Source organism: Streptomyces sp. CNX435 (assembly GCF_059570575.1).
Genome location: NZ_JCANTA010000005.1, coordinates 133,991 through 154,851, shown reverse-complemented (window position 1 = coordinate 154,851; position 20,861 = coordinate 133,991). Strand labels below are relative to the sequence as shown.

At 72.7% G+C, this 20,861-nt stretch carries 19 protein-coding genes and 2 pseudogenes; 9 read left to right on the top strand and 12 right to left on the bottom strand.

What is annotated here, in order from left to right; all coding sequences use genetic code 11:
• Nucleotides 1-44: 44 nt before the first annotated feature.
• Nucleotides 45-257 carry a type II toxin-antitoxin system CcdA family antitoxin gene (locus T328_RS11610; protein WP_253911399.1) on the top strand — a complete coding sequence of 71 codons (213 nt, stop codon included), beginning with the start codon at nucleotides 45-47 and terminating at the stop codon, nucleotides 255-257.
• Nucleotides 254-574, top strand: a complete 321-nt coding sequence (locus T328_RS11605) for a type II toxin-antitoxin system PemK/MazF family toxin (RefSeq protein ID WP_496495882.1) — start codon at nucleotides 254-256, stop codon at nucleotides 572-574. Before T328_RS11610 ends, T328_RS11605 begins: the two co-directional genes overlap by 4 nt.
• A 108-nt stretch (nucleotides 575-682) precedes the next feature.
• Here the strand turns inward: T328_RS11605 and T328_RS11600 are convergent, their stop codons facing one another.
• The 6 genes and pseudogenes from T328_RS11600 to T328_RS11575 form a co-directional block, all read right to left on the bottom strand.
• Nucleotides 683-1,450 (bottom strand): succinate dehydrogenase iron-sulfur subunit, encoded by a 768-nt coding sequence (locus T328_RS11600; RefSeq protein ID WP_496495881.1) that lies wholly within the window; start codon nucleotides 1,448-1,450, stop codon nucleotides 683-685.
• On the bottom strand, nucleotides 1,450-3,210 hold the full coding sequence (gene sdhA, locus T328_RS11595; RefSeq protein WP_496495880.1) for a succinate dehydrogenase flavoprotein subunit: 1,761 nt from the start codon (nucleotides 3,208-3,210) through the stop codon (nucleotides 1,450-1,452). The genes T328_RS11600 and sdhA overlap by 1 nt, the downstream gene beginning before the upstream one ends.
• Before the next feature lie 22 nt (nucleotides 3,211-3,232).
• Nucleotides 3,233-3,715, bottom strand: coding sequence for a succinate dehydrogenase hydrophobic membrane anchor subunit (locus T328_RS11590; RefSeq protein WP_496495879.1), 483 nt, complete (start codon nucleotides 3,713-3,715; stop codon nucleotides 3,233-3,235).
• On the bottom strand, nucleotides 3,715-4,095 hold the full coding sequence (gene sdhC / locus T328_RS11585) for a succinate dehydrogenase, cytochrome b556 subunit (RefSeq protein WP_496495878.1): 381 nt from the start codon (nucleotides 4,093-4,095) through the stop codon (nucleotides 3,715-3,717). Before sdhC ends, T328_RS11590 begins: the two co-directional genes overlap by 1 nt.
• Before the next feature lie 236 nt (nucleotides 4,096-4,331).
• Nucleotides 4,332-4,649 (bottom strand): annotated as a pseudogene (locus tag T328_RS11580) (ATP-binding protein); the annotation flags it as partial.
• Nucleotides 4,650-4,719: 70 nt separating this feature from the next.
• Nucleotides 4,720-5,346 (bottom strand): 2-oxo-4-hydroxy-4-carboxy-5-ureidoimidazoline decarboxylase, encoded by a 627-nt coding sequence (locus tag T328_RS11575; RefSeq protein WP_496496084.1) that lies wholly within the window; start codon nucleotides 5,344-5,346, stop codon nucleotides 4,720-4,722.
• A 218-nt stretch (nucleotides 5,347-5,564) separates the two neighbouring features.
• Here T328_RS11575 and T328_RS11570 point away from each other — a divergent pair, with 218 nt between their 5' ends.
• The 3 genes from T328_RS11570 to T328_RS11560 all read left to right on the top strand — a co-directional run bounded on the left by T328_RS11570 (nucleotide 5,565) and on the right by T328_RS11560 (nucleotide 9,630).
• On the top strand, nucleotides 5,565-7,406 hold the full coding sequence (locus tag T328_RS11570) for a beta-N-acetylhexosaminidase (RefSeq protein WP_496495877.1): 1,842 nt from the start codon (nucleotides 5,565-5,567) through the stop codon (nucleotides 7,404-7,406).
• A 380-nt stretch (nucleotides 7,407-7,786) separates the two neighbouring features.
• Nucleotides 7,787-8,446 (top strand): RNA polymerase sigma factor, encoded by a 660-nt coding sequence (locus T328_RS11565; protein ID WP_496495876.1) that lies wholly within the window; start codon nucleotides 7,787-7,789, stop codon nucleotides 8,444-8,446.
• Nucleotides 8,446-9,630, top strand: a complete 1,185-nt coding sequence (locus T328_RS11560) for a hypothetical protein (RefSeq protein ID WP_496495875.1) — start codon at nucleotides 8,446-8,448, stop codon at nucleotides 9,628-9,630. Before T328_RS11565 ends, T328_RS11560 begins: the two co-directional genes overlap by 1 nt.
• A 361-nt stretch (nucleotides 9,631-9,991) precedes the next feature.
• Here T328_RS11560 and T328_RS11555 read toward each other — a convergent pair whose 3' ends face one another.
• The gene (locus tag T328_RS11555; protein ID WP_496495874.1) at nucleotides 9,992-10,900 is read right to left on the bottom strand and encodes a L,D-transpeptidase family protein; all 909 of its coding nucleotides are present in this window, start codon (nucleotides 10,898-10,900) and stop codon (nucleotides 9,992-9,994) included.
• Nucleotides 10,901-11,147: 247 nt separating this feature from the next.
• On the opposite strand from T328_RS11555, the gene T328_RS11550 reads away from it, so the two are divergent.
• Nucleotides 11,148-12,728 carry an acyl-CoA mutase large subunit family protein gene (locus T328_RS11550; RefSeq protein ID WP_496495873.1) on the top strand — a complete coding sequence of 527 codons (1,581 nt, stop codon included), beginning with the start codon at nucleotides 11,148-11,150 and terminating at the stop codon, nucleotides 12,726-12,728.
• Between the two features lie 177 nt (nucleotides 12,729-12,905).
• Here T328_RS11550 and T328_RS11545 read toward each other — a convergent pair.
• Nucleotides 12,906-13,541 (bottom strand): annotated as a pseudogene (locus tag T328_RS11545) (CatB-related O-acetyltransferase); the annotation flags it as partial.
• Nucleotides 13,542-13,648: 107 nt separating this feature from the next.
• Here T328_RS11545 and T328_RS11540 point away from each other — a divergent pair.
• The 3 genes from T328_RS11540 (at nucleotide 13,649) to T328_RS11530 (ending at nucleotide 16,029) form a co-directional block, all read left to right on the top strand.
• Nucleotides 13,649-14,335, top strand: a complete 687-nt coding sequence (locus T328_RS11540) for a TetR/AcrR family transcriptional regulator (RefSeq protein WP_496495872.1) — start codon at nucleotides 13,649-13,651, stop codon at nucleotides 14,333-14,335.
• A 196-nt stretch (nucleotides 14,336-14,531) separates the two neighbouring features.
• On the top strand, nucleotides 14,532-14,807 hold the full coding sequence (locus T328_RS11535) for a hypothetical protein (RefSeq protein WP_496495871.1): 276 nt from the start codon (nucleotides 14,532-14,534) through the stop codon (nucleotides 14,805-14,807).
• 283 nt (nucleotides 14,808-15,090) lie between these two features.
• On the top strand, nucleotides 15,091-16,029 hold the full coding sequence (locus T328_RS11530) for an ornithine cyclodeaminase family protein (protein WP_496495870.1): 939 nt from the start codon (nucleotides 15,091-15,093) through the stop codon (nucleotides 16,027-16,029).
• A gap of 155 nt (nucleotides 16,030-16,184) precedes the next feature.
• On the opposite strand, the gene T328_RS11525 is transcribed toward T328_RS11530, so the two are convergent.
• The 4 genes from T328_RS11525 to T328_RS11510 form a co-directional block, all read right to left on the bottom strand.
• The gene (locus T328_RS11525; RefSeq protein WP_496496083.1) at nucleotides 16,185-17,444 is read right to left on the bottom strand and encodes an amidohydrolase; all 1,260 of its coding nucleotides are present in this window, start codon (nucleotides 17,442-17,444) and stop codon (nucleotides 16,185-16,187) included.
• Nucleotides 17,445-17,563: 119 nt separating this feature from the next.
• Nucleotides 17,564-18,706: a hypothetical protein gene (locus tag T328_RS11520; RefSeq protein ID WP_496495869.1), complete on the bottom strand. Its 1,143-nt coding sequence runs from the start codon at nucleotides 18,704-18,706 to the stop codon at nucleotides 17,564-17,566.
• Nucleotides 18,703-19,662, bottom strand: coding sequence for an N-acetylneuraminate synthase family protein (locus T328_RS11515; protein WP_496495868.1), 960 nt, complete (start codon nucleotides 19,660-19,662; stop codon nucleotides 18,703-18,705). Before T328_RS11515 ends, T328_RS11520 begins: the two co-directional genes overlap by 4 nt.
• A gap of 33 nt (nucleotides 19,663-19,695) precedes the next feature.
• On the bottom strand, nucleotides 19,696-20,844 hold the full coding sequence (locus T328_RS11510) for a KdsC family phosphatase (RefSeq protein ID WP_496496082.1): 1,149 nt from the start codon (nucleotides 20,842-20,844) through the stop codon (nucleotides 19,696-19,698).
• Nucleotides 20,845-20,861 lie beyond the last annotated feature (17 nt).

The window sequence follows — 20,861 nt, the reverse complement described above, 5'->3', positions numbered from 1 at the left end:
TGAACCACCCCACCATCCGTATGACGTTGAGTATGATCAAGCGCATGCAGACACGTGAACGGGTCACGGTGACCCTGCCCCCGGACCTCCTCGCCACCGCCAAGGCAGCCGCGCACGGCAACCTCTCCGCCTATGTGGAACGTGCCATAAGAGCCCAGGCACTTCGCGAGGCGGCCGATGCCGTGAGCCGGTGGCGCGGGGACACCAGCGGTGACGTCGAAGAGATCACGGAGACGTTCGGCGAGGACATCGCGTGAACATCGCTCGCGGCCAGGTCTGGCGCGTGCAGCTCGCCACCAAGACAAGAGCCGTGCTCGTCGTCGAGTCCGACGCCGCCCTGGAGGCGTTCCCCGGAACCGCGATGTGCATGATGATCGACGAAACCCGGGGCGCCCCCGACACCGTGGTCACCGTTCTGATCGACTCCCCCGTGCAGGGCGCGGCGGTCGCCGTGGACTGCACCTCCCTGACGGCCCGGCGCATCAGCGCCGGGACCCTGCTCGGCACCGTGGACGACGCGACCATGTCGCGGGTCTCCGCGGCGCTGCGCGTGGTGCTGGACCTCCACGACTGAGCGCGGTTCCGGGATGAGCCCGACGCCCTGACCTGACGGGGGGGGGAAAGCGCGGAGCCCCGCCCCCCGGTGCGTACCGGTGGGCGGGGCTCCGTGTGCGCACCGGCGTTAGAAGCGTCTCGTGATCAGCGCTCGCTTGACCTCCTGGATCGCCTTCGTCACCTCGATCCCCCGCGGGCACGCATCCGTGCAGTTGAACGTCGTCCGGCAGCGCCACACCCCGTCCCGGTCGTTCAGGATCTCCAGCCGCTGCTCCCCCGCCTCGTCCCTGCTGTCGAAGATGAACCGGTGCGCGTTCACGATCGCCGCCGGGCCGAAGTACTGGCCGTCGTTCCAGAACACCGGGCACGAGCTCGTGCACGCCGCGCACAGGATGCACTTCGTCGTGTCGTCGAACCGCTCCCGGTCCTCCGCCGACTGCAGGCGCTCCCGCGTCGGCTCGTTGCCGTGGGCCACCAGGAACGGCATCACGTCGCGGTACGCCTGGAAGAACGGCTCCATGTCGACGATCAGGTCCTTCTGCACCGTCAGGCCCTTTATCGGCTCCACGGTGATCGGCTTCTCGGGCGCGATGTCCTTGATCAGGGTCTTGCACGCCAGCCGGTTGCGGCCGTTGATGCGCATCGCGTCGGAGCCGCAGATGCCGTGGGCGCAGGAGCGGCGGAAGGTCAGGGTCCCGTCCATGTCCCACTTGATCTTGTGCAGGGCGTCGAGGACCCGTTCCTTGGGGTCGATCTCGACCTGGAAGTCCTCCCAGTACGACTCCGCCGCCGCCTCCGGGTTGAACCTGCGGATGCGGAACGTCGCCGTGATGTACGGAGTCTCTGCCGGCTCGGCGGACTCCGCCTCGGCCTTGTCCATGACGGGTGTTGCCATCAGTACTTACGCTCCATCGGCTGGTAGCGGGTCTGCACGACCGGCTTGTAGTCGAGCCGGACGGTCTCCGTGCCGTCGTCGCCGACCTCGCGGTACGCCATGGTGTGGCGCATGAAGTTGACGTCGTCGCGGTTCGGGAAGTCCTCGCGGTAGTGGCCGCCCCGGGACTCCTTGCGCGCGAGCGCGGAGATCGCCATGACCTCGGCCAGGTCGAGCAGGTTGCCCAGCTCGATCGCCTCCAGCAGGTCGGTGTTGAACCGCCGGCCCTTGTCCTGGATGCCCACGTTCTTGTACCGCGCGCGCAGCTCCGCGAGCTTCTCCACCGCCTCCTTGATGGTCTGCTCCGTGCGGAAGACCATCACGTTCTTGTCCATCGTCTCCTGCAGCTCGCGCCGCAGCTCCGCCACCCGCTCCTTGCCCGCCGAGTCGCGCAGCCGCTCCACCTCGCCGACCACGAACGCCGCCGGGTCCTCCGGCAGTTCGACGTGGTCCGCCGTCGCCGCGTACTCCGCCGCGGCGACGCCCGCGCGGCGGCCGAAGACGTTGATGTCGAGCAGCGAGTTGGTGCCCAGCCGGTTGGCGCCGTGGACGGAGACGCAGGCCACCTCGCCCGCCGCGTACAGCCCGGGGACGACCGTGGTGTTGTCCGCCAGCACCTCGCCGCGCACGTTGGTGGGGATGCCGCCCATCGCGTAGTGCGCGGTCGGCTGGATCGGGATCGGGTCGGTGTACGGCTCGATCCCCAGGTACGTACGCGCGAACTCGGTGATGTCCGGCAGCTTCGCGTCCAGCTGCTCCGGCGGCAGGTGCGTGAGGTCCAGGTAGACGTGGTCGCCCTCGGGGCCGCAGCCGCGGCCCTCGCGGATCTCGGTGTAGATCGCGCGGGAGACGACGTCGCGCGAGGCGAGGTCCTTCATGACGGGCGCGTACTTCTCCATGAAGCGCTCGCCGTCCTTGTTGCGCAGGATGCCGCCCTCGCCGCGCGCGCCCTCGGTAAGGAGGATGCCCATCCGCCAGATGCCCGTCGGGTGGAACTGGAAGAACTCCATGTCCTCCAGCGGCAGCCCGCGCCGGAACACCGACGCCTGGCCGTCGCCGGTCAGGGTGTGGGCGTTGGAGGTGACCTTGAAGAACTTGCCGTTGCCGCCCGAGGCATAGACGACGGCCTTGGCCTGGAAGACGTGGATCTCGCCGGTCGCCAGCTCGTACGCGACCACGCCCGCCGACCGCTTGAGTCCGGTCTCGGGGTCCTCGGTAATGAGCTGGTCGAGGACGTAGAACTCGTTGAAGAACTCCACGCCCTCCTTCACACAGTTCTGGTAGAGCGTCTGCAGGATCATGTGGCCGGTACGGTCCGCCGCGTAGCACGAGCGCCGCACCGGCGCCTCGCCGTGGTTGCGCGAGTGGCCGCCGAAGCGGCGCTGGTCGATCCGGCCCTGCGGGGTGCGGTTGAAGGGCAGGCCCATCTTCTCCAGGTCGAGGACCGCGTCGATGGCCTCCTTCGCCAGGATCTCGGCGGCGTCCTGGTCGACCAGGTAGTCGCCGCCCTTGACGGTGTCGAAGGTGTGCCACTCCCAGTTGTCCTCCTCGACGTTCGCGAGGGCGGCGGCCATGCCGCCCTGCGCGGCGCCGGTGTGGGAGCGCGTCGGGTACAGCTTGGTCAGCACGGCGGTGCGGCTGCGCTTCGTCGCCTCGATGGCGGCGCGCATGCCGGCGCCGCCCGCGCCGACGATCACGGTGTCGTACTTGTGGATCTGCATGAGGGGAACCTCTTCGCCCGCGTCAGCGGATGTTCGGGTCGAAGGTGAAGATCACCAACGTGCCCAGGAGGACGGTGAAGACCGTGGCGGCGTACAGCAGCATCTTCAGCCAGAAGCGGGTGCCGTCGCGCTCGGCGTAGTCGTTGATGACCGTGCGCAGCCCGTTGGCGCCGTGCAGCATCGCGAGCCAGAGCATGAGCAGGTCCCAGCCCTGCCAGAACGGGGACGCCCAGCGGCCGGCGACGAAGGCGAAGCTGACCTTGCTGACACCGCCGTCCAGCACCAGCTGGATCAGCAGGTGGCCGACGACGAGGACCGCGAGCACGATCCCCGACATCCGCATGAACACCCAGCCGTACAGCTCGAAGTTGGTGCGGGTACGGGACGTGGACCTGGCCGTGCGCGGGGTACGGGCGCGGGGGGCCTCGATGAGCGGGGCGGGGTTGTCCGGGGAGTACGCGGCGGAAGAGCCGGACAGTTCGACGTCGGAGGTGGCCATGGTCATCAGCTCCCGAACAGCTCGCGCGCGGCGTGGCCGAGCACCGGATAGATCGCCCCGGCCATCAGCACCGCCCAGATCCCGACCACGGTCCACAGCATCGGCTTCTGCAGCCGGACGCCCTTCGACCAGAAGTCGACGGCGACGACGCGCAGGCCGTTCAGCGCGTGGAAGAGGACAGCGGCGACGAGCCCGTACTCCAGCAGCGCCACGACGGGCGTCTTGTACGTGGCCACCACGTCGTCGTACGCCTCGGGGGACACCCGCACCAGCGCGGTGTCGAGGACGTGGACGAACAGGAAGAAGAAGATGAGGACGCCGGTGACGCGGTGCGCCACCCAGGACCACATGCCTTCCCGGCCGCGGTAGAGCGTTCCAGCCGGCACGGAAAACCCCTCCGGAAACTGATCGGGGGCCGGCCGTCAGGGCTCGGTACTGCACTGTCGGTCATGACCCGGCCGGGTACGGTCCTCCGGCCTTCGCCATCGTAGCGACGGTGCGTCGGCACACCGGTCATGGGGGTGCAGGTGTGATCAATCAGGCACGCACGTGGCCTAAGGGCCGGCGGGCCGTTACATTGTCGGCGGTGGCACGGTCCTTCCGGGCGAACGCGGCGGGCTCGCAGCGGCCAGGCGGCCAGCAGATCGCCGGGGTCGTAGGCGGCGTCGAGCCCCCGGCAGTCGACTCCACCGCGCGAAACCGCCACGGAGGGAACGGGTTCTCGTGCCCATGGAAGGGCGGCTGCTCCAGCCACTTGACGGGGCCGACGAAAAGCAGCTCCTTGGCCACGGGGGCGCGATCCGCCCCGACGATATCGATCTCGACGTCGTTGGTACGGGTCCGGTAGCCGCGCCAACGCCTCCCGGACAAGGGGCTCGACGGCCCGGCCGCGCCAGCTGGTCCAGCTCTCGCGGACGCGCGCCAGGGCCAGGTCACCTCGGAGCGCTCCGCAAGCCTGTAAGCACCGTATTGCCCGGGTTTCTCACCGGAACGCCGCCGCCGGAAGGCCGTTACGGGCGGGTGGTCGCGTCGGAGGCCAGGAGACGGATGAGCCGGCCGCGGGCCAGGCGGCGGAGTTCGTCGGCGGCGACCAGGCGTTCCTCGTCGGGCTCGCTGCCGAGGCGGGCGCGGATCGCGGCCAGCGTGTGGTCCAGCCGTTCGTCCTCGGGGCAGCCGTCGAGGCACAGGACGAAGGAGTGACCGAAGCGGCTCTCGTACGCGGCGTGCGCGGCCCGCAGCGCCGTCCGCTCGGCGGGGCCGGCGGTCAGGGGCAGGGCGGTCGCCTCGTCGCTCAGCGCGCCCGCGACGGCGCCGGGGGCGAGGTCGTAGCTGGCCTCGTCGGCGGCGGCGAGCAGCGCGTCCAGGTCGGGGTACGGGCGGTGGGCGGTGAGCCGGCGGGCCCAGTGGCGGTCGTCGAGGCAGCCGAGGAGGGCGCGCTCGGCGTCCGCGGCGGGTGCGGCGTTGAAGGCGGCGAGGCCGGTGAGGGCGGCGGCGTCGGCACGGTCGGCGGCCGGAGCCGCCGGGGCGGCGGTGGCGGGCGGGGCGGCGGTGGCGGGCGGGGCGGCGGTGGCGCCTTTTGTACCGGTTGCCCCTGGCGTACGGCCGGCTCGGGCGGCGCGCGGTGCGAATGCGGGCAGGGCGGGCTCCCTGGTGCGTGGTTGGCGTGCCGGGCGCGCGGGCGCGTGCCGGGGACGACTACGGTCGAACAGCGCTGCGCCACGCTAGCGGCCGGAACCGAACGTTCCGGTCGTATCGCCGGGAGTTCACCCGTACGAGGAGGTTTATCGGAGTGAGTCGACAGGAGTCCTGATCGTCCCCACGCTCTGCCCGTGGCCATCCGGGAGGTCCCCACGCCATGCGATTCCCGCCGCGTACGCCCCGCCGCCCGCACCGCTCCCCCGCCAGGCGGCACGCCCACCGCCCGGCCGGGCCGCTCCGCGCCCTAGGGGGCCCGCGGCGTGCGCTGTACTGGGCCGTGGCCACCGCCCTGGCCGCCGCCGCCGTGCTCCTCGCCCTGCGCCCCGTGGCCGACGGCGGCGGAGACGGCGGCCCGCACCGCGGCGCCGGCGCCGCGGCCCACCGCTCCGCGCCCGGCGGCACCGCGCCCGCCCCCACCGCCGACGGCACGCCCGGCGACGCCGACCGCGGCACTTCCCCGTCCCGGCGCGCCGGCCGGCCGCAGCCGCTCCCCGACCCCCGTACCGTCCCCGCCGTACGCTCCTTCGAACGCGCCGCCGGCACCGGCTGGCGGCCCGTCGAGCACGCCCGGGTCGTCGCCGGGGACGGCGAGCTGCTCGACGAGGCCATGCGCCTCGGCGGCGAACTGGGCATGCCCTACGCGGACGACGACGACGGTGGCAAGGCCGATAGGGCAGATAGTGCAGATAGGGCCGATAGAGAAGGCGACGACGACGCAGACGCAGCCGCGGCCCTCGGCCACCGCACCGGCGACGTCCGCCTCCGCCTGGAACCCCGCCGCGCCGGCGGCCCCGAGGCGTACCGCATCGACGTCGCCGACGGCCGCGCCACCGTCACCGCCGCCACCGACACCGGCGTCTTCTACGGCACCCGCACACTCCTCCAGGCCGTACGCGCCGACGGCGGCGTACCGGCAGGCCGCATCGAGGACCGCCCCGACCGTCCGCAGCGCGGGTTCATGGTCGACATCGCCCGCAAGCACTTCAGCGCCGCGTGGCTGGCCGACCGCGTCCGGGAGATGGCCGACCTCAAGCTCAACCAGCTCCACCTCCACCTCTCCGACGACCAGGCGTTCCGCGTCGAGAGCGACAGCCACCCCGAGGTGGTCTCCGACCCGCACCTCACCAAGGCCGAGCTGACGGAGATCGTCGGACTCGCCGCCGACCTGCACATCACCGTCATCCCCGAGATCGACTCCCCCGGCCACCTCGGGGCCGTCCTCGACGCCCACCCCGGCCTGCGGCTGAAGACCCCGGAGGGCACCGCGGTACAGGGCGCGATCGACATCTCGAAGCCCCGCGCGGCCCGGCTCGTGGACGACCTCCTCAAGGAGTACGCGCCCCTCTTCCCCGGCCCGTACTGGCACATCGGCGGCGACGAGTACGTCGCGCTGATGTCGAGCGATCCCGATGCCCGCTACCCGCACCTGGCCGCCGCCGCCCGCGAGCGCCACGGCGCCGGCGCCGGCGTCGCCGACCTCACCGCCGCCTGGCTCAACGGCCGGGCGGAGACGGTCGGGAAGCTCGGCAAGAAGGTCAAGGCGTGGAACGACGGCTTCATCCCGGGCGCGAAGGTGAGACCCGACCGCGACCGGGAGGTCGAGTACTGGACGGGCAAGGAGGCGCTCGCGCGCGACCCGCAGGTGTTCCTGGAGGACGGCCGCCGGCTGGTCAACCTCAACGACGAATATCTTTACTACGTCCTCGGTGAGCCCAACGACTTCACGTACCCCACCGGCGAGCGGATCTACGAGGAGTGGACGCCGGCCGTGCTGCGCGGCACCCGGCCGGTGCCGAAGCGGCTGGCGGGCCCGGAGAAGGTGCTCGGCGCCCGCCTCGCGGTGTGGTGCGACCGCGCGGGGGCGCAGACGCCGCGGCAGGTGGCCCGGGGCGTCAGGCTGCCGCTGGCCGCGCTGGCGCAGAAGGTGTGGGACCCACGGAAGCCGGCGCTCGCGTGGGGGGAGTTCGCGGACCTGGCGGGGGCGGTGCGGAGGATGTGAGGGGGGGGATCCGTACTAAGAAGACGGCCGGAGCCGCTACCCCCCACAGGAGCTGCTCCGGCCGTCGGCCTCAGGTGCGGGTGCCCGATCGCGCCCGCTGTAATACTCAGCGCCAGCGGGCCCGGAAATGTCACAGCACCCCTTCGCGGACCCCGCCGGGCCGTCGCCGGACCCCCGCAGGCGCATCCCACGGTGGCGTGGACCCGCCCCGGGTATGTTGCGGTGGGCCCGCCGCCGCCGTAGCGTGCACATCGCGCCGGACCTCGGCGCACAGATATTCGTTTCGACGACTCGCTCGACGGTCCGCCCAGATCCGGGGGTGCTCCGCAGATGTGTCCGCGTGTACTGCGTCTCCTGGCGCCACGGACCGACTGACCACCGTGCAGGGGGAATACGCGGCAGACACCGAGCTGTCCGGCGCGGTGCACGCTGCCCAGCGTGGTGACGAGGCAGCGTTCCGCATCGTCTTCCGGACGGTGCACCCTCGCCTGCTCGGATACGTGCGCAGCCTCGTCGGCGACGGCGACGCCGAGGACGTGACCTCCGAGGCGTGGCTGCAGATCGCCCGCGACCTCGGCTCGTTCAGCGGGGACGCCGACCACTTCCGCGGCTGGGCGGCACGAATAGCGCGCAACCGTGCGCTCGACCACGTGCGGATGCGCTCCCGGCGACCGGTCTCCGGCGGCGACGAGACCCAGCTCGCCGACCGGCCGTCGGACGCGGACACCGCCGAGGAGGCGATCGAGGCGCTCGGTACGGGCCGCACGATGGCCTTCATCGCGCGGCTGCCCCGCGACTACGCCGAAGTCGTGGTGCTGCGCGTGATCATGGGACTGGACGCCAAGCGCACCGCCGAGGTCCTGGGCAAGAGCCCGGGCGCGGTGCGTACGGCGGCGCACCGCGGCCTCAAGCAGCTGACCGCGCTCATCGAGAGGCCGCAGGAAGAAGGGCAGCAAGAGGGGGAAGTTCCGCCCGGGGAAGGGCAGCAGCAGCCTGGCGGTGTGACGCAATCAGCCGCGCGGACGCTTAAGGAAATGTGATGGTGGACGACCGGTACGGCTGGCTCGACGAGGACGTCGCGGAGCGACTGCTTCGCGGGGAGCCGCTCGACTTCGCGAGCGGCTCCGGCCGCCGTGGCCGGCGCAGGCGCTGGTCACCGGAGGACCGGGCGGCAGCCGAGCGGCTGGCCGCCGTGCTGGCCCGGGTGGCCGAGTCGGGCCGGCCGGGCGAGAACGCCCGGGTGCCCGGGGAGCAGGCCGCGCTGGCGGCGTTCCGGGCGGCGCAGGCGAGCACCAGCCGGGCGTCGGCCGCCGAGTTCGCCGCCGAGTCGCCGTTCGACGGGCGCCGGGAGCGGCACCGTACGGGCGTCGTGAAGCGGCTGCGGTCGCTGCGGCTGAGCGTGGTGGGCGCGGTGGCGGCGTGTGCGCTGGGCGGGGTCGCGGTGGCCTCCAGCGCGGGTGTGCTGCCGGCGCCGTCGTTCATCCAGGACACCGGCGGCAGCCGGTCGCCGAGCGTCGGCGCCACGACGTCGGCCGAGACCCCCGGCGGCGACGACGGGGAGGGTTCCACCGCGGAGGGCGGCGAGGGGTCGGGAGAGCACGGCGAGGACGACTCCGGCACGGGCGGCAAGGACACCAAGGGCGAGGGTGGCAGCATCGGTACGGACACCGACCTGCCCGGCCGCGGAGTGATCGGCGACGTCAACGGCCAGCAGCCGCCGAACGACCCCGGCACGGAGGCCGTCCTCGACGAGCTGTGCCGCGACTACCTCGCCGCGGAGTCCGGTACGGGCCCGATGCCCGGCCAGGGGCGGCTGCGGGTGCTGGAGCAGGCCGCCGGCGGCGCGGACGCGGTGTCGGCGTACTGCTCGAACCGGCTGGACACGAACTCGCGCACCCCCGGCGGCGCGACGGGCGGCTCCACGGGCGGCACGGACGGCGGCACCTCGGACGGCAGCACGGGCGACAGCACGGGCGGCGACCAGGAGGAGCCGACCGGCCCGAGCCCGTCGGTCCCGACGTCCCCCGGTACGGACCCGGGCGGCTCCGGCGGCTCCGGCGGGGACACCGACGGCGGCGGCGGCGACACCGGCGGCGACGGCGAGGAGGGCGGCGACCCCTCGTCGAACCCCAGCGTCGACATCTCGGAGTCCCCGAGCGCCCCCGACCCGGCGGCGACCACGAGCGCCCCGGTCCCGACGGAGTCGGGCTCGGCCACCGACTGACGCGGCGGCGTCCACGGCACCCGCTCCCCCGTAACTCACCCCGACTCACCCCGGCCGCAGGCCGTCTGAAGCCGGGCCTGGGCGCCGAGTGGGGGCGTACGCACCCTGCCGTACGCGTCCTGGCGTACCGAACCGGAGGGCTCCGGAAGAGGAGGGGTGGCGCGGGCGGTGCTGGGGGAACGCAACCCGCCCGCGCCACATGCGCTGAGCCGTAGGTACGGGGGGAACCCCGGCCGAGCGCTGGGCCGATGACCAGTCGGCACATCACTTACAGCGTCGTCGGCGGAGAAAGTGTCACAGCCACAGCTCAGCCCGTGCGCACGCCGCGTATGCCGTACCGGTGCCGTAGCGCGGCGCCCGCTCAGCCGTAGACGACCACCTTGTCGCCGACCCGGACGTCCCCGAAGAGCTTCGCGATCTTGCCTTCGTCGCGCACGTTCACGCAGCCGTGCGAGGCGCCGGCGTAGCCGTTCGCGGCGAAGTCCGCGGAGTAGTGCACGGCCTGGCCGCCGCTGAAGAACATCGCGTACGGCATGGGGGTGTCGTAGAGCGTCGAGACGTGGTGCCGGCTCTTGAGGAAGACCTCGAACACGCCCTCGCGGGTCGGCGTGTACTGCGACCCGAAGCGCACGTCCATCGCCGCCAGCACCTCGCCGTCCTTCATCCACCGCAGGGTGTCGCTGCGCTTGCTCACGCAGAGCACGCGCCCCTCGGTGCAGCGCGGGTCGGGCTTCTCCATGGTCTGCGAGGTCGGCGGGTACAGCTCGTCGCGCGTCGGCTCGTCCGTACGGGCCAGCAGCCGTTCCCACGTGACGACGTCCGTCTCGCCGGTGCGCGGCAGGCCGCGGTCCTTCTGGAACGCGGAGACGGCGTCGGCGGTGACCGGGCCGTAGTACGCGGTGGGGCCGCGGTCGAAGACGCCCTCCGCGCGCAGCCGGGCCTGCAGCTCCCGTACCTGCTCGCTCTCGTCGCCCTCGGCCATCAGCACCTCGGGCCCCTCGGGCGTCGGCTCGGCGGTCGGGGTCTTCGACGCGGACGCCTCGGACTCCGGCTCCTTCGTCTCCTTCGCCGGCTTCTTCGCCGACGGCGTGGCCGAGGGCTCCGGCTTCTCGGACGTCGCCGGCGCCGTGGCCGACGGCGACGCCGACCGGCCCCCGCCGCCCGCCGCGTCCGCCGAGGCCGAGCATCCCGCCGCCCCCGCGAGCGCCGCCCCCGCCGCCGCGAGCGCGACGGCCGTGCGTATCGAATGGAGTTTCCTGTAAACGCTCACATGTGCTGGACGCAATTCGTCCACCCCCCGTTCCCTCTTGCAAGACGTCGAACGATTCTCTCCCCGGTCACGGCTCGTCCGGAACCCGTAGCGTGCCGCTGCCTGCCGCCGCAAGATCGCCGACCTGTGGGGGTACCGGCGCGCGGCACCGGCCATGTGAGCAAGGTCCCAGCCCGTTGTCATACGCGCAACGTACGCTCGTCACTACAGTCCGTGTGGAGGCAGAGAGGATTGGAGTGTGGGAGCAATGGCACGCCGATCGGAGTCCGGTCTGCCCATCGAGCCGGTGTACGGGCCCGAGGCCCTGGCCGGCTGGGATCCCGCCGTACGGCTCGGCGCCCCCGGCGCGTACCCCTTCACCCGCGGCGTCTACCCGACGATGTACACCGGCCGGCCGTGGACGATGCGCCAGTACGCGGGCTTCGGCACCGCCGCCGAGTCCAACGCCCGCTACCGCGACCTGATCGCGCACGGCACCACGGGCCTGTCCGTCGCCTTCGACCTGCCGACGCAGATGGGCCACGACTCCGACGCGGCGCTGGCGCACGGCGAGGTCGGCAAGGTCGGCGTCGCCATCGACTCGATCGACGACATGCGGGTGCTCCTCGACGGCATCCCGCTGGACGAGGTGTCCACGTCGATGACGATCAACGCCCCGGCCGCGCTGCTCCTCCTGCTCTACCAGCTCGTCGCCGAGGAGCAGGGCGTCCCGGCGGCACAGCTCACCGGCACGATCCAGAACGACGTGCTGAAGGAATACATCGCCCGCGGCACGTACATCTTCCCGCCGAAGCCGTCGCTGCGGCTGACCGCCGACATCTTCCGGTACTGCCGCGCCGAGATCCCGAAGTGGAACACCATCTCGATCTCCGGCTACCACATGGCGGAAGCGGGCGCCTCGCCCGCGCAGGAAGTCGCGTTCACGCTGGCCGACGCCATCGAGTACGTGCGCACCGCGGTCGCCGCCGGCATGGGCGTGGACGACTTCGCGCCCCGGCTGTCCTTCTTCTTCGTCTCCCGGACCACGCTCCTGGAGGAGGTCGCCAAGTTCCGCGCCGCGCGCCGCATCTGGGCACGGGTGATGCGCGAGGAGTTCGGCGCCCGCAACCCCAGGTCGCTGATGCTGCGCTTCCACGCCCAGACCGCCGGCGTGCAGCTCACCGCACAGCAGCCCGAGGTGAACCTCGCCCGCGTCACGGTCCAGGCGCTGGCCGCCGTCCTCGGCGGCACGCAGTCGCTGCACACCAACGCCTTCGACGAGGCCATCGCGCTGCCCACCGACAAGTCGGCACGGCTCGCGCTGCGTACGCAGCAGGTGCTGGCGTACGAGACGGACGTGACCGCGACCGTCGACCCCTTCGCCGGGTCGTACGTGGTGGAGACGATGACCGACGAGGTGGAGGAGGAGGCGGCCGGGCTGATGCGGCGGGTCGAGGACCGGGGCGGCGCGGTCAGCGCGATCGAAGACGGCTTCCAGAAGGGCGAGATCGAACGGAACGCGTACCGGATCGCGCAGGAGACGGAGGCGGGCGAACGGGTGGTGGTGGGCGTCAACCGCTACCAGCTGGCCGAGGAGGAGCCGTACGAGCGGCTGCGCGTCGACCCGGCGATCGAGACGCGGCAGGTGGAGCGGCTGGCGCGGCTGCGCGCGGAGCGCGACCGGGGGGCGGTGGACGCGGCGCTGGCGGAGCTGAGGACGGCGGCGGGGGGTACGGAGAACGTGCTGTATCCGATGAAGCGGGCGCTGGCGGCGCGGGCGACGGTGGGTGAGGTGTGCGACGCGCTGCGGGGGGTGTGGGGGACGTATGTGCCGGTGGATGCGTTTTAGGGGGCGGGGTTGGCGGGTGGGGTCGGTGGGTCGGTCAGGCGGGCTGGCCGGCCGGTGGCACGGATGCCGGCCGGATCGGGCTTGAGGTGGTCACGGACCCGGGCGACGAGAACGTCCGGGGTCTGCGGGGCGTCGGCGGTGGCGGCGGTGTGCAGGCCGGTCGGTCTGCGCGGACTGCGGAGCGGCAACTTCCAGGTCGGCGACGGTTCCCGACATGATCGTCCGTACGTGCTCGGTGATGTGCCGCACGGGCCAGTCCCACCACGCCACGGCGAGGAGCCGGGCGACGTCCGCGGCGTCGTAGCGCGTACGGATCAGGCGGGCCGGGTTGCCGCCGGCGATGCCGTAGTCGGGGACATCGCCGGTGACGACGGCGCCGGCGGCGATGATCGCGCCGTGGCCGATCCGTACGCCGGGCATGACCGTGGCACCGTGCCCGAACCAAACGTCGTTGCCGACGACGGTGTCGCCCCGGGCCGGCAGGCCGGTGATCAGGTCGAAGTGCTCGGCCCAGGAGCCGCCCATGGTGGGGAAGGGGAACGTGGACGGGCCGTCCATGCGGTGGTTGGCGCCGTTCATGATGAACCGCGTGCCCGTGCCGAGCGCGCAGTACTTGCCGATGACGAGCCGCTCGGGCCCGTAGTGGTACAGCACGTTGCGGGTCTCGAACGCGGTGGGGTCGTCGGGGTCGTCGTAGTAGGAGTAGTCGCCGACCTCGATCAGCGGCGAGGTCAGCAGGGGCTTGAGGAGGACCACACGGGGCTGCTCGGGCATGGGGTGGAGCACGGTGGGGTCGGCGGGGACGGGCGGCATGGGGAGGGCGGGTCCTCTCGGGGGCGGGTTGGCGCTAGTGCGACAACTGTAGCGTTAAGATGCTGACGCAGCCCCGGCACGTTGATCAACCGGATTTTGGACTCCCGATGACAGAACCGACGGCCACGACGGCCACGACGCCGGACCGCCGCCCAGGCGGTCGCCCGGGCGGGCGCACCGCCCGCATCCGCGCCCAGGTCCTCGACGCGGTGCGCGCCGAACTCGCCGAGAGCGGTCACGAAGGACTCACGATGGAGGGTGTCGCGACCCGCGCGGGCGTGCACCGCGCCACCGTCTACCGTCGCTGGCGCGACGCGGGCGGCCTGCTCGTCGACGTCATCGACGCCGCCGGCGAGATCGACTGGCGGCCACCTGACACGGGATCCCTGCGCGGCGATCTGGCGGCACTCAACGAGGAGATCCAGGAGTCCCTGGTCGTACAGCCGTCGTTCGCCGTCGCCCTGATGGCCGCGTCGTTCCACTCCGAGCAGGCCGCCCGGGCCCAGACGCGGCTGTGGGAGGACCGGTACGCGCAGTGCGAGATCCTCGTCGAGCGCGCGGCGGAGCGGGGCGAACTCCCTCCGGGGCACACGGACGCACGGAACCTGCTGCTCGCCGCCACGGCGCCGGTCTACCACCACCTGGTACTCCTACGCGCCGACCCCGACCCGCAGTTGCCGGAGCAGGCCGCCGCGGCGGCTGTGCTCGCGGCGGCGGGGGGTGCGTTCTCGGTGTGCGGGGAAGGCGGCGGGGGCGGCAGGGGCCGCGAGGGCCGCGGGGAAGGGGATGCGTGATCGGTGGGCGGCAGGGGCCGCGAGGGCCGCGGTCCACGATGGCCGGCCCCCGTGCGTCAGCGGCGTACCCCATCCGGAAGAGTGCTGCTCAGCAAGCGAGTGGAAGTCCTCGGCGACACGGTGCGGAGTCGAATAATTACTTCAGCGTTCCAGTACAGATGATCACGACATACCACACCGAGTGGAGGAGAGCTCCATGACGAAGTTTGCACGGGCGGCTGCCGTGATGGCGATGACGGTCGCTCTGGGTGGCGTAGCCGCCCCGGCCGCCATGGCCGACGTCGTGATCATCAAGGAGAGCGGGCCGGGCGACGTCGCCTACAGCAATGTAGAGAAGTCGCGCGGCGTGCAGGTGTCGCAGCAGAACCCCGTAAAGGCCCAGATCGAAGCGTACGTGCTGGGCAAGCTGAAGAACGCCCCTCTCACCTTCGAGGTGGAGGGCCCCGAGGGGGACCAGGGCGAGAAGTCCTGAGCTTGTCCTCCTTTCCAGTCGGCCGCTCTGACAGGCGCGGCCTTCTGGGCGGGATGGTCAGCAGTCGGGTCGGCACCGGTCACCAGCCAGAGACCGGTGCCGACCCGCTCCGCCTCCTCTGGGGCCTCGCATACGAGCAGCAGTGCCCGGACGCCACACCCCCGGACCCCGAGCCCGGCCACGAGCCGGCCCACCCCGCACCAGCCCCGCGGAACCCGGACGACAGGGAGCGACCACCGCAGCCGGGCCGCTCCGATCGCGGACGCTCTGAGAGCATGCCGAGGTGACTCGGATCTTGACCGGAAGTGACCTGCAAGCCCTGCTCGATCCCGAGGCATGCATCCGCGCCCTGCGCGACGGCTTTCGCCAGGCCGACAGTGCAACGGCAACCGCGCAGCGCATCCGCACCGACCTCCCCTTCCCCGGCACCGCGACAGCGCTCCTCCCCGGCGTGCTGCCGGGCGTCGAGGCGTACACGGTGAAGGTCAACGCCAAGTTCCCCGGGGCCGCCCCGGCGCTGCGGGGCATCGTGTGTCTGCACAGCGGTGCCGACGGCGCGCTGCTGGCGCTCATGGACTCGGCGACGATCACCGCATGGCGCACCGGCCTCGCCGCTGCGCTGGGGACGCATGTGCTCGCAGCGCCCGCCGCTGCGGTCATCGGCGTGATCGGGGCCGGCGCCCAGGCCGAGCTGATGCTGCGCGGGCTGCGCACCCTGCGCCGTGCCGATGACCTGGTCGTGCACGACACCGACCCGGACCGCGCCGCGGCCTTCGTCATCCGCCACGGCGGGCGCACGCTCGCCTCGGCGCGTGAAGTCGCGGCCGTCGCCGACATCGTCCTGCTCGCCACATGGTCTCGCGCGCCACTGCTGGCCCTTGCCGATATCCGGCCCGGGCAACACCTCACCACCCTGGGCGCCGACGAGCCCGGCAAGCAGGAACTCGCCCGCGACCTGCTACGCGGTGCACTGCTCGTCGTCGACGATCGACAGCTGGCCGCCTCCGGCGGCGCCCTGGGCACCGCAGGGCTCCCGCCCACGGCGGCAGCCGCCACGCTCGGCGAGGTCCTGCGCGGCGAACACCCGGGCCGAACGGACATCTTCCAGCGCACGATCTACGCCCCCGTGGGCCTGCCGTGGCAGGACCTGGCGGTGGCTCAGCTCGCGTACCAGGCGGCTCAGCGCCAGGACGCCGGCACCCAGCTGGACCTGCTCAGCTGACGCGCAGTGCCGGAGTTCGGCGCCGCTCCCAACGCCGCGCGCACGTGAACTCGCGACAACTGGCCTTCCAAACTCCGCCAAATCGCCCATTAGCGGCCCACTTTCGCCACCCGCGGCGTTCGAGCGGAACCTCGCGCGCCCGCGGCTTGGTGACGCTAGTCCACAGCCCCCGCGTCCAGCAGCGCCGCCGCCGTGAAGAGTTCAACCCCCACCCGGACCGCCCCCTCGTCCGCGTCGAAATCCCCCTGGTGCAGATCCCGCGGCAGGCCCGTCTCCCCCGCCGCCCGCACGCCCAGCCGCGCCAGCGCGCCCGGGACGTGCTCCAGGTACCAGGAGAAGTCCTCCCCGCCCAGGCTCTGTTCCGTCGTCTCCACCGAAGCCGCTCCCCGCCGCGCCGCCATCGCGCTCTCCAGCAGCGCCGTCGTCACCGGCTCGTTGACCACCGGCGGGACCCCGCGGACGTACGTGATCGCCGACTTCGCCCGGTGCATCGCCGCGACCTCGTCGACCGCCGCGTGGACCAGGTCCGGGGCGCGGCGCCAGGTGTCCAGGTCCAGGCAGCGGACCGTGCCGGACAGCTCCGCGTGCTGCGGGACGACGTTGCAGGCGTGGCCCGCCTGGAGGCGGCCAAAGGTGACCGCGAGGCCGGCGCGGGCGTCGACGCGGCGGGTCAGCAGGGCCGGGACGTCGGTGGCCACGCGGGCTGCCGCCGTGACCAGGTCGGTGGTCAGGTGGGGGCGTGCGGTGTGGCCGCCGGGGCCGTCGAGGGAGATTTCGAGGCGGTCGCAGGCGGACGTGATGGCGCCCTGGCGCAGGCCGATGCGGCCGACCTCGACGCGCGGGTCGCAGTGCACGCCGATGATCCGGCCCACGCCGTCGAGTACGCCGGCCTCGATCGCGTCGGTGGCGCCGCCGGGCAGGACTTCCTCCGCGGGCTGGAAGATCAGCCGTACGGGCCGCGGCAGCAGGCCCTCGCGGGCCAGGCCGGCGAGCAGAATGCCCGCGCCGAGGACGACGACGGTGTGTACGTCGTGGCCGCAGGCGTGGGCGCGGTCGGGCACGACGGACCGGTACGGCACGGTCTTCGTGTCCGGGATCGGCAGCGCGTCGATGTCCGCGCGCAGCGCCAGCATCGGGCCGGGGGGCGTACCGTCCGAGTCCACACCGATGTCGCAGATCAGCCCGGTGCCCGCGGGCAGCACGCGCGGCGCCAGGCCCTCCCGCTCCAGCCGCTCCTTGATCGCGGCGGTGGTACGGAACTCCTGGTTGCCCAGCTCCGGGTGCATGTGCAAGTCCCGCCGGAACGCGATGAGTTCGGCTTCGAGCGCGGCCGGGAGCGCGCCGGGCAGTGGCGCGTCGGTGCCGGACTCGGGCTCGGACTCGGGCGCCGACTCGGGCTGGGCGTTGCGGGACATCACTTGGTTCACACAGTGAAGAGTACGGTGAGCCAGGGGAGACCCGAGAGGCGATCAACAAAATTTCAGTCCCGCGGGTGCATGACCCGCGCGCGTGATGGGTAAGCTTCGCGCCCCCCTCACACCGACGCCGCCGGCGCCCCCGCTCCCGAACCCGCCCCCGCCGACCACCCCGTCGTCGTCGCCGGCCCCACCGGCAGACCGTCGACCCCGCGGCGCTCCCGGGCCGCCCCCGCCACCGACGACAGAAAGCCCTGCGCCCGCGGCGACGCCGTGTCCGTCAGCCAGCCCGGGTCGACCTCGCAGACCGCCACCTTCACGCCCGTACCCGCCAGCGCCAGCGGCAGCGTGTGCACCACCGTCGACGGGAAGCTGACGATCGTCCGGCCGATCGGCCCGCGGCGGGCGACGATCTCCAGCGGCAGGTCGGGGCGGACGATCTCCAGGCCGGTGTGCTGGTGGAGCTGGTGGAGCTTGTCGGCCCGCTCCCTGCGGTGCGCGAAGTAGCGGGTGGCGCCGTACGTCCTGGTGAGCGACGCCACCGCGGCCAGATACCGCTCGTGGTCCACGACGCCGGTCTCCACCAGCGACGTACCGACCAGGTCGGTGGCCGTACCGACGCTCGGCGGGCCGAAGCGGGAGCGGGTCCAGGCGAACTCGTTCGCCGTCACCCTCAGCCCGGGCGGCGGGTCCACCACCGGCATCGAGGTGAAGACCTCCACCCGCGTAACCCGCGTGCCCGACGAATCACTCGCCGCCGGCGTCAGCCGCCGCCGCGCCGCACTCGCGACCGGCGCGAACAGCATCCCCCGCGCCCCGCCGCGCCGCCCGCTGCGGTGCCAGCGTACGAACCGCTCCCCCCGCGCCAGCTGCGCCGTGAACTCCATCGTCGCCGTGCCGTCGTCCACGACGACGACCTCCCGCGCCTTGACGACGGTCAGCAGCGTCTGCACGTACCGCGAGAACGGGTCGCCCAGCACCACCCGACGGGCCCGGCGCAGCGGGCGCGCCAGGCTCGCCAGCGTGCGCAGCGGACCGGCGCCGCCGCGCGCCTCCTGCCAGCGGACCTCCAGGCCGTCGTCCATCGCCAGCTCCGCCATCCGGCGCAGCTGGCCGCGCGACAGCGGCTCGGTGGGGGGCAGCACGACCACCGTCAACGGGATGACGGTGCCGCCCTGGTACGCCCACTCCAGCACGTTGAGCAGCTGGACCGGGCTCTCCACCAGGGCGACGCTCGCGCCGCCGGCGCCGTCTTCGGTCATACGCCGACCGGCTCCTTCTCGACTCCCGCCGCGTCCCCAGAACCGGCCCCCTCGGCGGCCTCCGCGACGACTCCCTTGACCCGGCGCAGCTTCTTCATCGGCGCCAGCTCGCTGTCGTAGACCTTCTTCACGCCGTCGCCGAGGGACTCCTCGACCACGCGGATGTCGCGCACCAGCCGGGCCAGCCCCTGCGGCTCGACCGAGGCGGCCTGGTCCGAGCCCCACATCGCGCGGTCCAGCGTGATGTGCCGCTCGACGAAGACGGCGCCGAGGGCGACCGCGGCGAGCGAGGTCTGCAGGCCGGTCTCGTGGCCTGAGTAGCCGATCGGCACGTTCGGGAACTCGGCCTGCAGCGTGTGGATCATGCGCAGGTTCAGCTCCTCGGCCTTCGCCGGGTACGTGCTGGTGGCGTGGCAGAGCAGGATGTTGTCACTGCCCAGCACCTCCACCGCGTGCCGGATCTGCTTCGGCGTCGACATGCCGGTGGACAGGACGACGGTGCGGCCGGTGGCGCGCATGGCGCGCAGCAGCTCGTCGTCGGTCAGCGAGGCGGAGGCGACCTTGTGGGCCGGCACGTCGAACTTCTCCAGGAAGGCGACGGCCTCGGGGTCCCAGGGGGAGGCGAACCAGTGGATGCCGCGCTCCTTGCAGTGCGCGTCGATCGACCGGTACTCCTCCTCACCGAACTCGACGCGGTGCCGGTAGTCGATGTACGTCATCCGGCCCCAGGGCGTGTCGCGCTCGATGTCCCACTGGTCACGCGGGGTGCAGATCTCCGGCGTGCGCTTCTGGAACTTCACCGCGTCGCAGCCCGCCTCGACGGCAGCGTCGATCAGCGCGATCGCGTTGTCGAGTTCGCCGTTGTGGTTGATGCCGATCTCACCCGTGACGTACACCGGCCGGCCGGGGCCGACGACGCGGTCGCCAAAGGTGCGGAAACGCTGGGTGGAGCTCATGCAGATCTGTTCCTTACTCTCCAGGGAGATTCACTACAGGGAGGGACCGAGGATCCAGGAGGCGATCTCGCGGATCGCTCCGTCGCCTCCGGGGGTGGACGTCACCGCACGCGCCGCGTCCCGCACGATCGCGTGCGCACCGGCGACCGCTACGGGCCAGCCGACGAGGCCGAAGCACGGCAGGTCGTTCACGTCGTTGCCGACATAGAGCACGCGCTCGGGCGCGATGCCCTCCTCCTCGCACCACTGCTTCAGTGCGATGTCCTTACGGTCGACCCCGTGCAGAACGGGGAGGTGAAGTTTGCGTGCCCGCGCGACGACGACGGGGTTCTGTTCGGAGGAAAGAATGAGCAGCTTCAGCGCAGCGCGGCGCAGCGCGGCGATGCCGAGGCCGTCGCCGCGGTGGACGGCGACCAGTTCGCGGCCGTCGGCGTCGATGTAGACGCGGTCGTCGGTCTGGGTGCCGTCGAAGTCGAGGACGATCGCGTCGACGTCGCGGCGGGTGGGCAGCGAGCCGGGGCCGGGGACGTCGAGGAGGGGGGCGAGGGCGCGGGCGCGGGTCAGGTCGTCCGGCTCGTCGACCTCCAGGACGCGGGCGGCGTCGGTACGGACCGGGGCGGTGCGGCCGAAGAAGCGGTGGCGGTGCTCGCGGAAGCCGGGGGTGCGCATGGCGTACGCGGCGCCGGTCTCCAGCAGGTCCTGCGGGCGGTCCTGGCGGCGCGGGCGGTACGACTTGTCGTGGTTGACGCCGTATCCCTGGGCGACCTCGCCTGCGGCGGGCGCGGCGGGATCGACGGGGGGCGGGCCGGTGAAAGCGGACCCGGCGACGGGGCGCGGCGCGGCTTCGCCTGCGGCGGGCGCGGCGGACGCGGCTTCGGGACGCGGTGCGGTGGAGCCGTCCGCCGTGGCCTCGGCGGCGGCACGCGCTGCCGGGTTGCCGTCTGCCGGACCGCCGACGGCGGCCTGGACGGAGCGGCTCGCCGTGGCCGCCGCAGGGCGGTGGTCACGGCGAGCCGCCCCGTCGCCCGACGCGCGGGCGGGACCGCCCGCGGCTGCGGAGCCGGGCCGGCCGGCTGCGGAGCCGGCCGGCCCGGCTACCGCAGTCGGCCCGGTTACCGCAGCCGGGCCGGCGGCCCCCGCCCGCGCGGCCACACGCGGCTGCGCCGCCGCCGGGCGGGGCACGTCATCCGCCTCGTCGC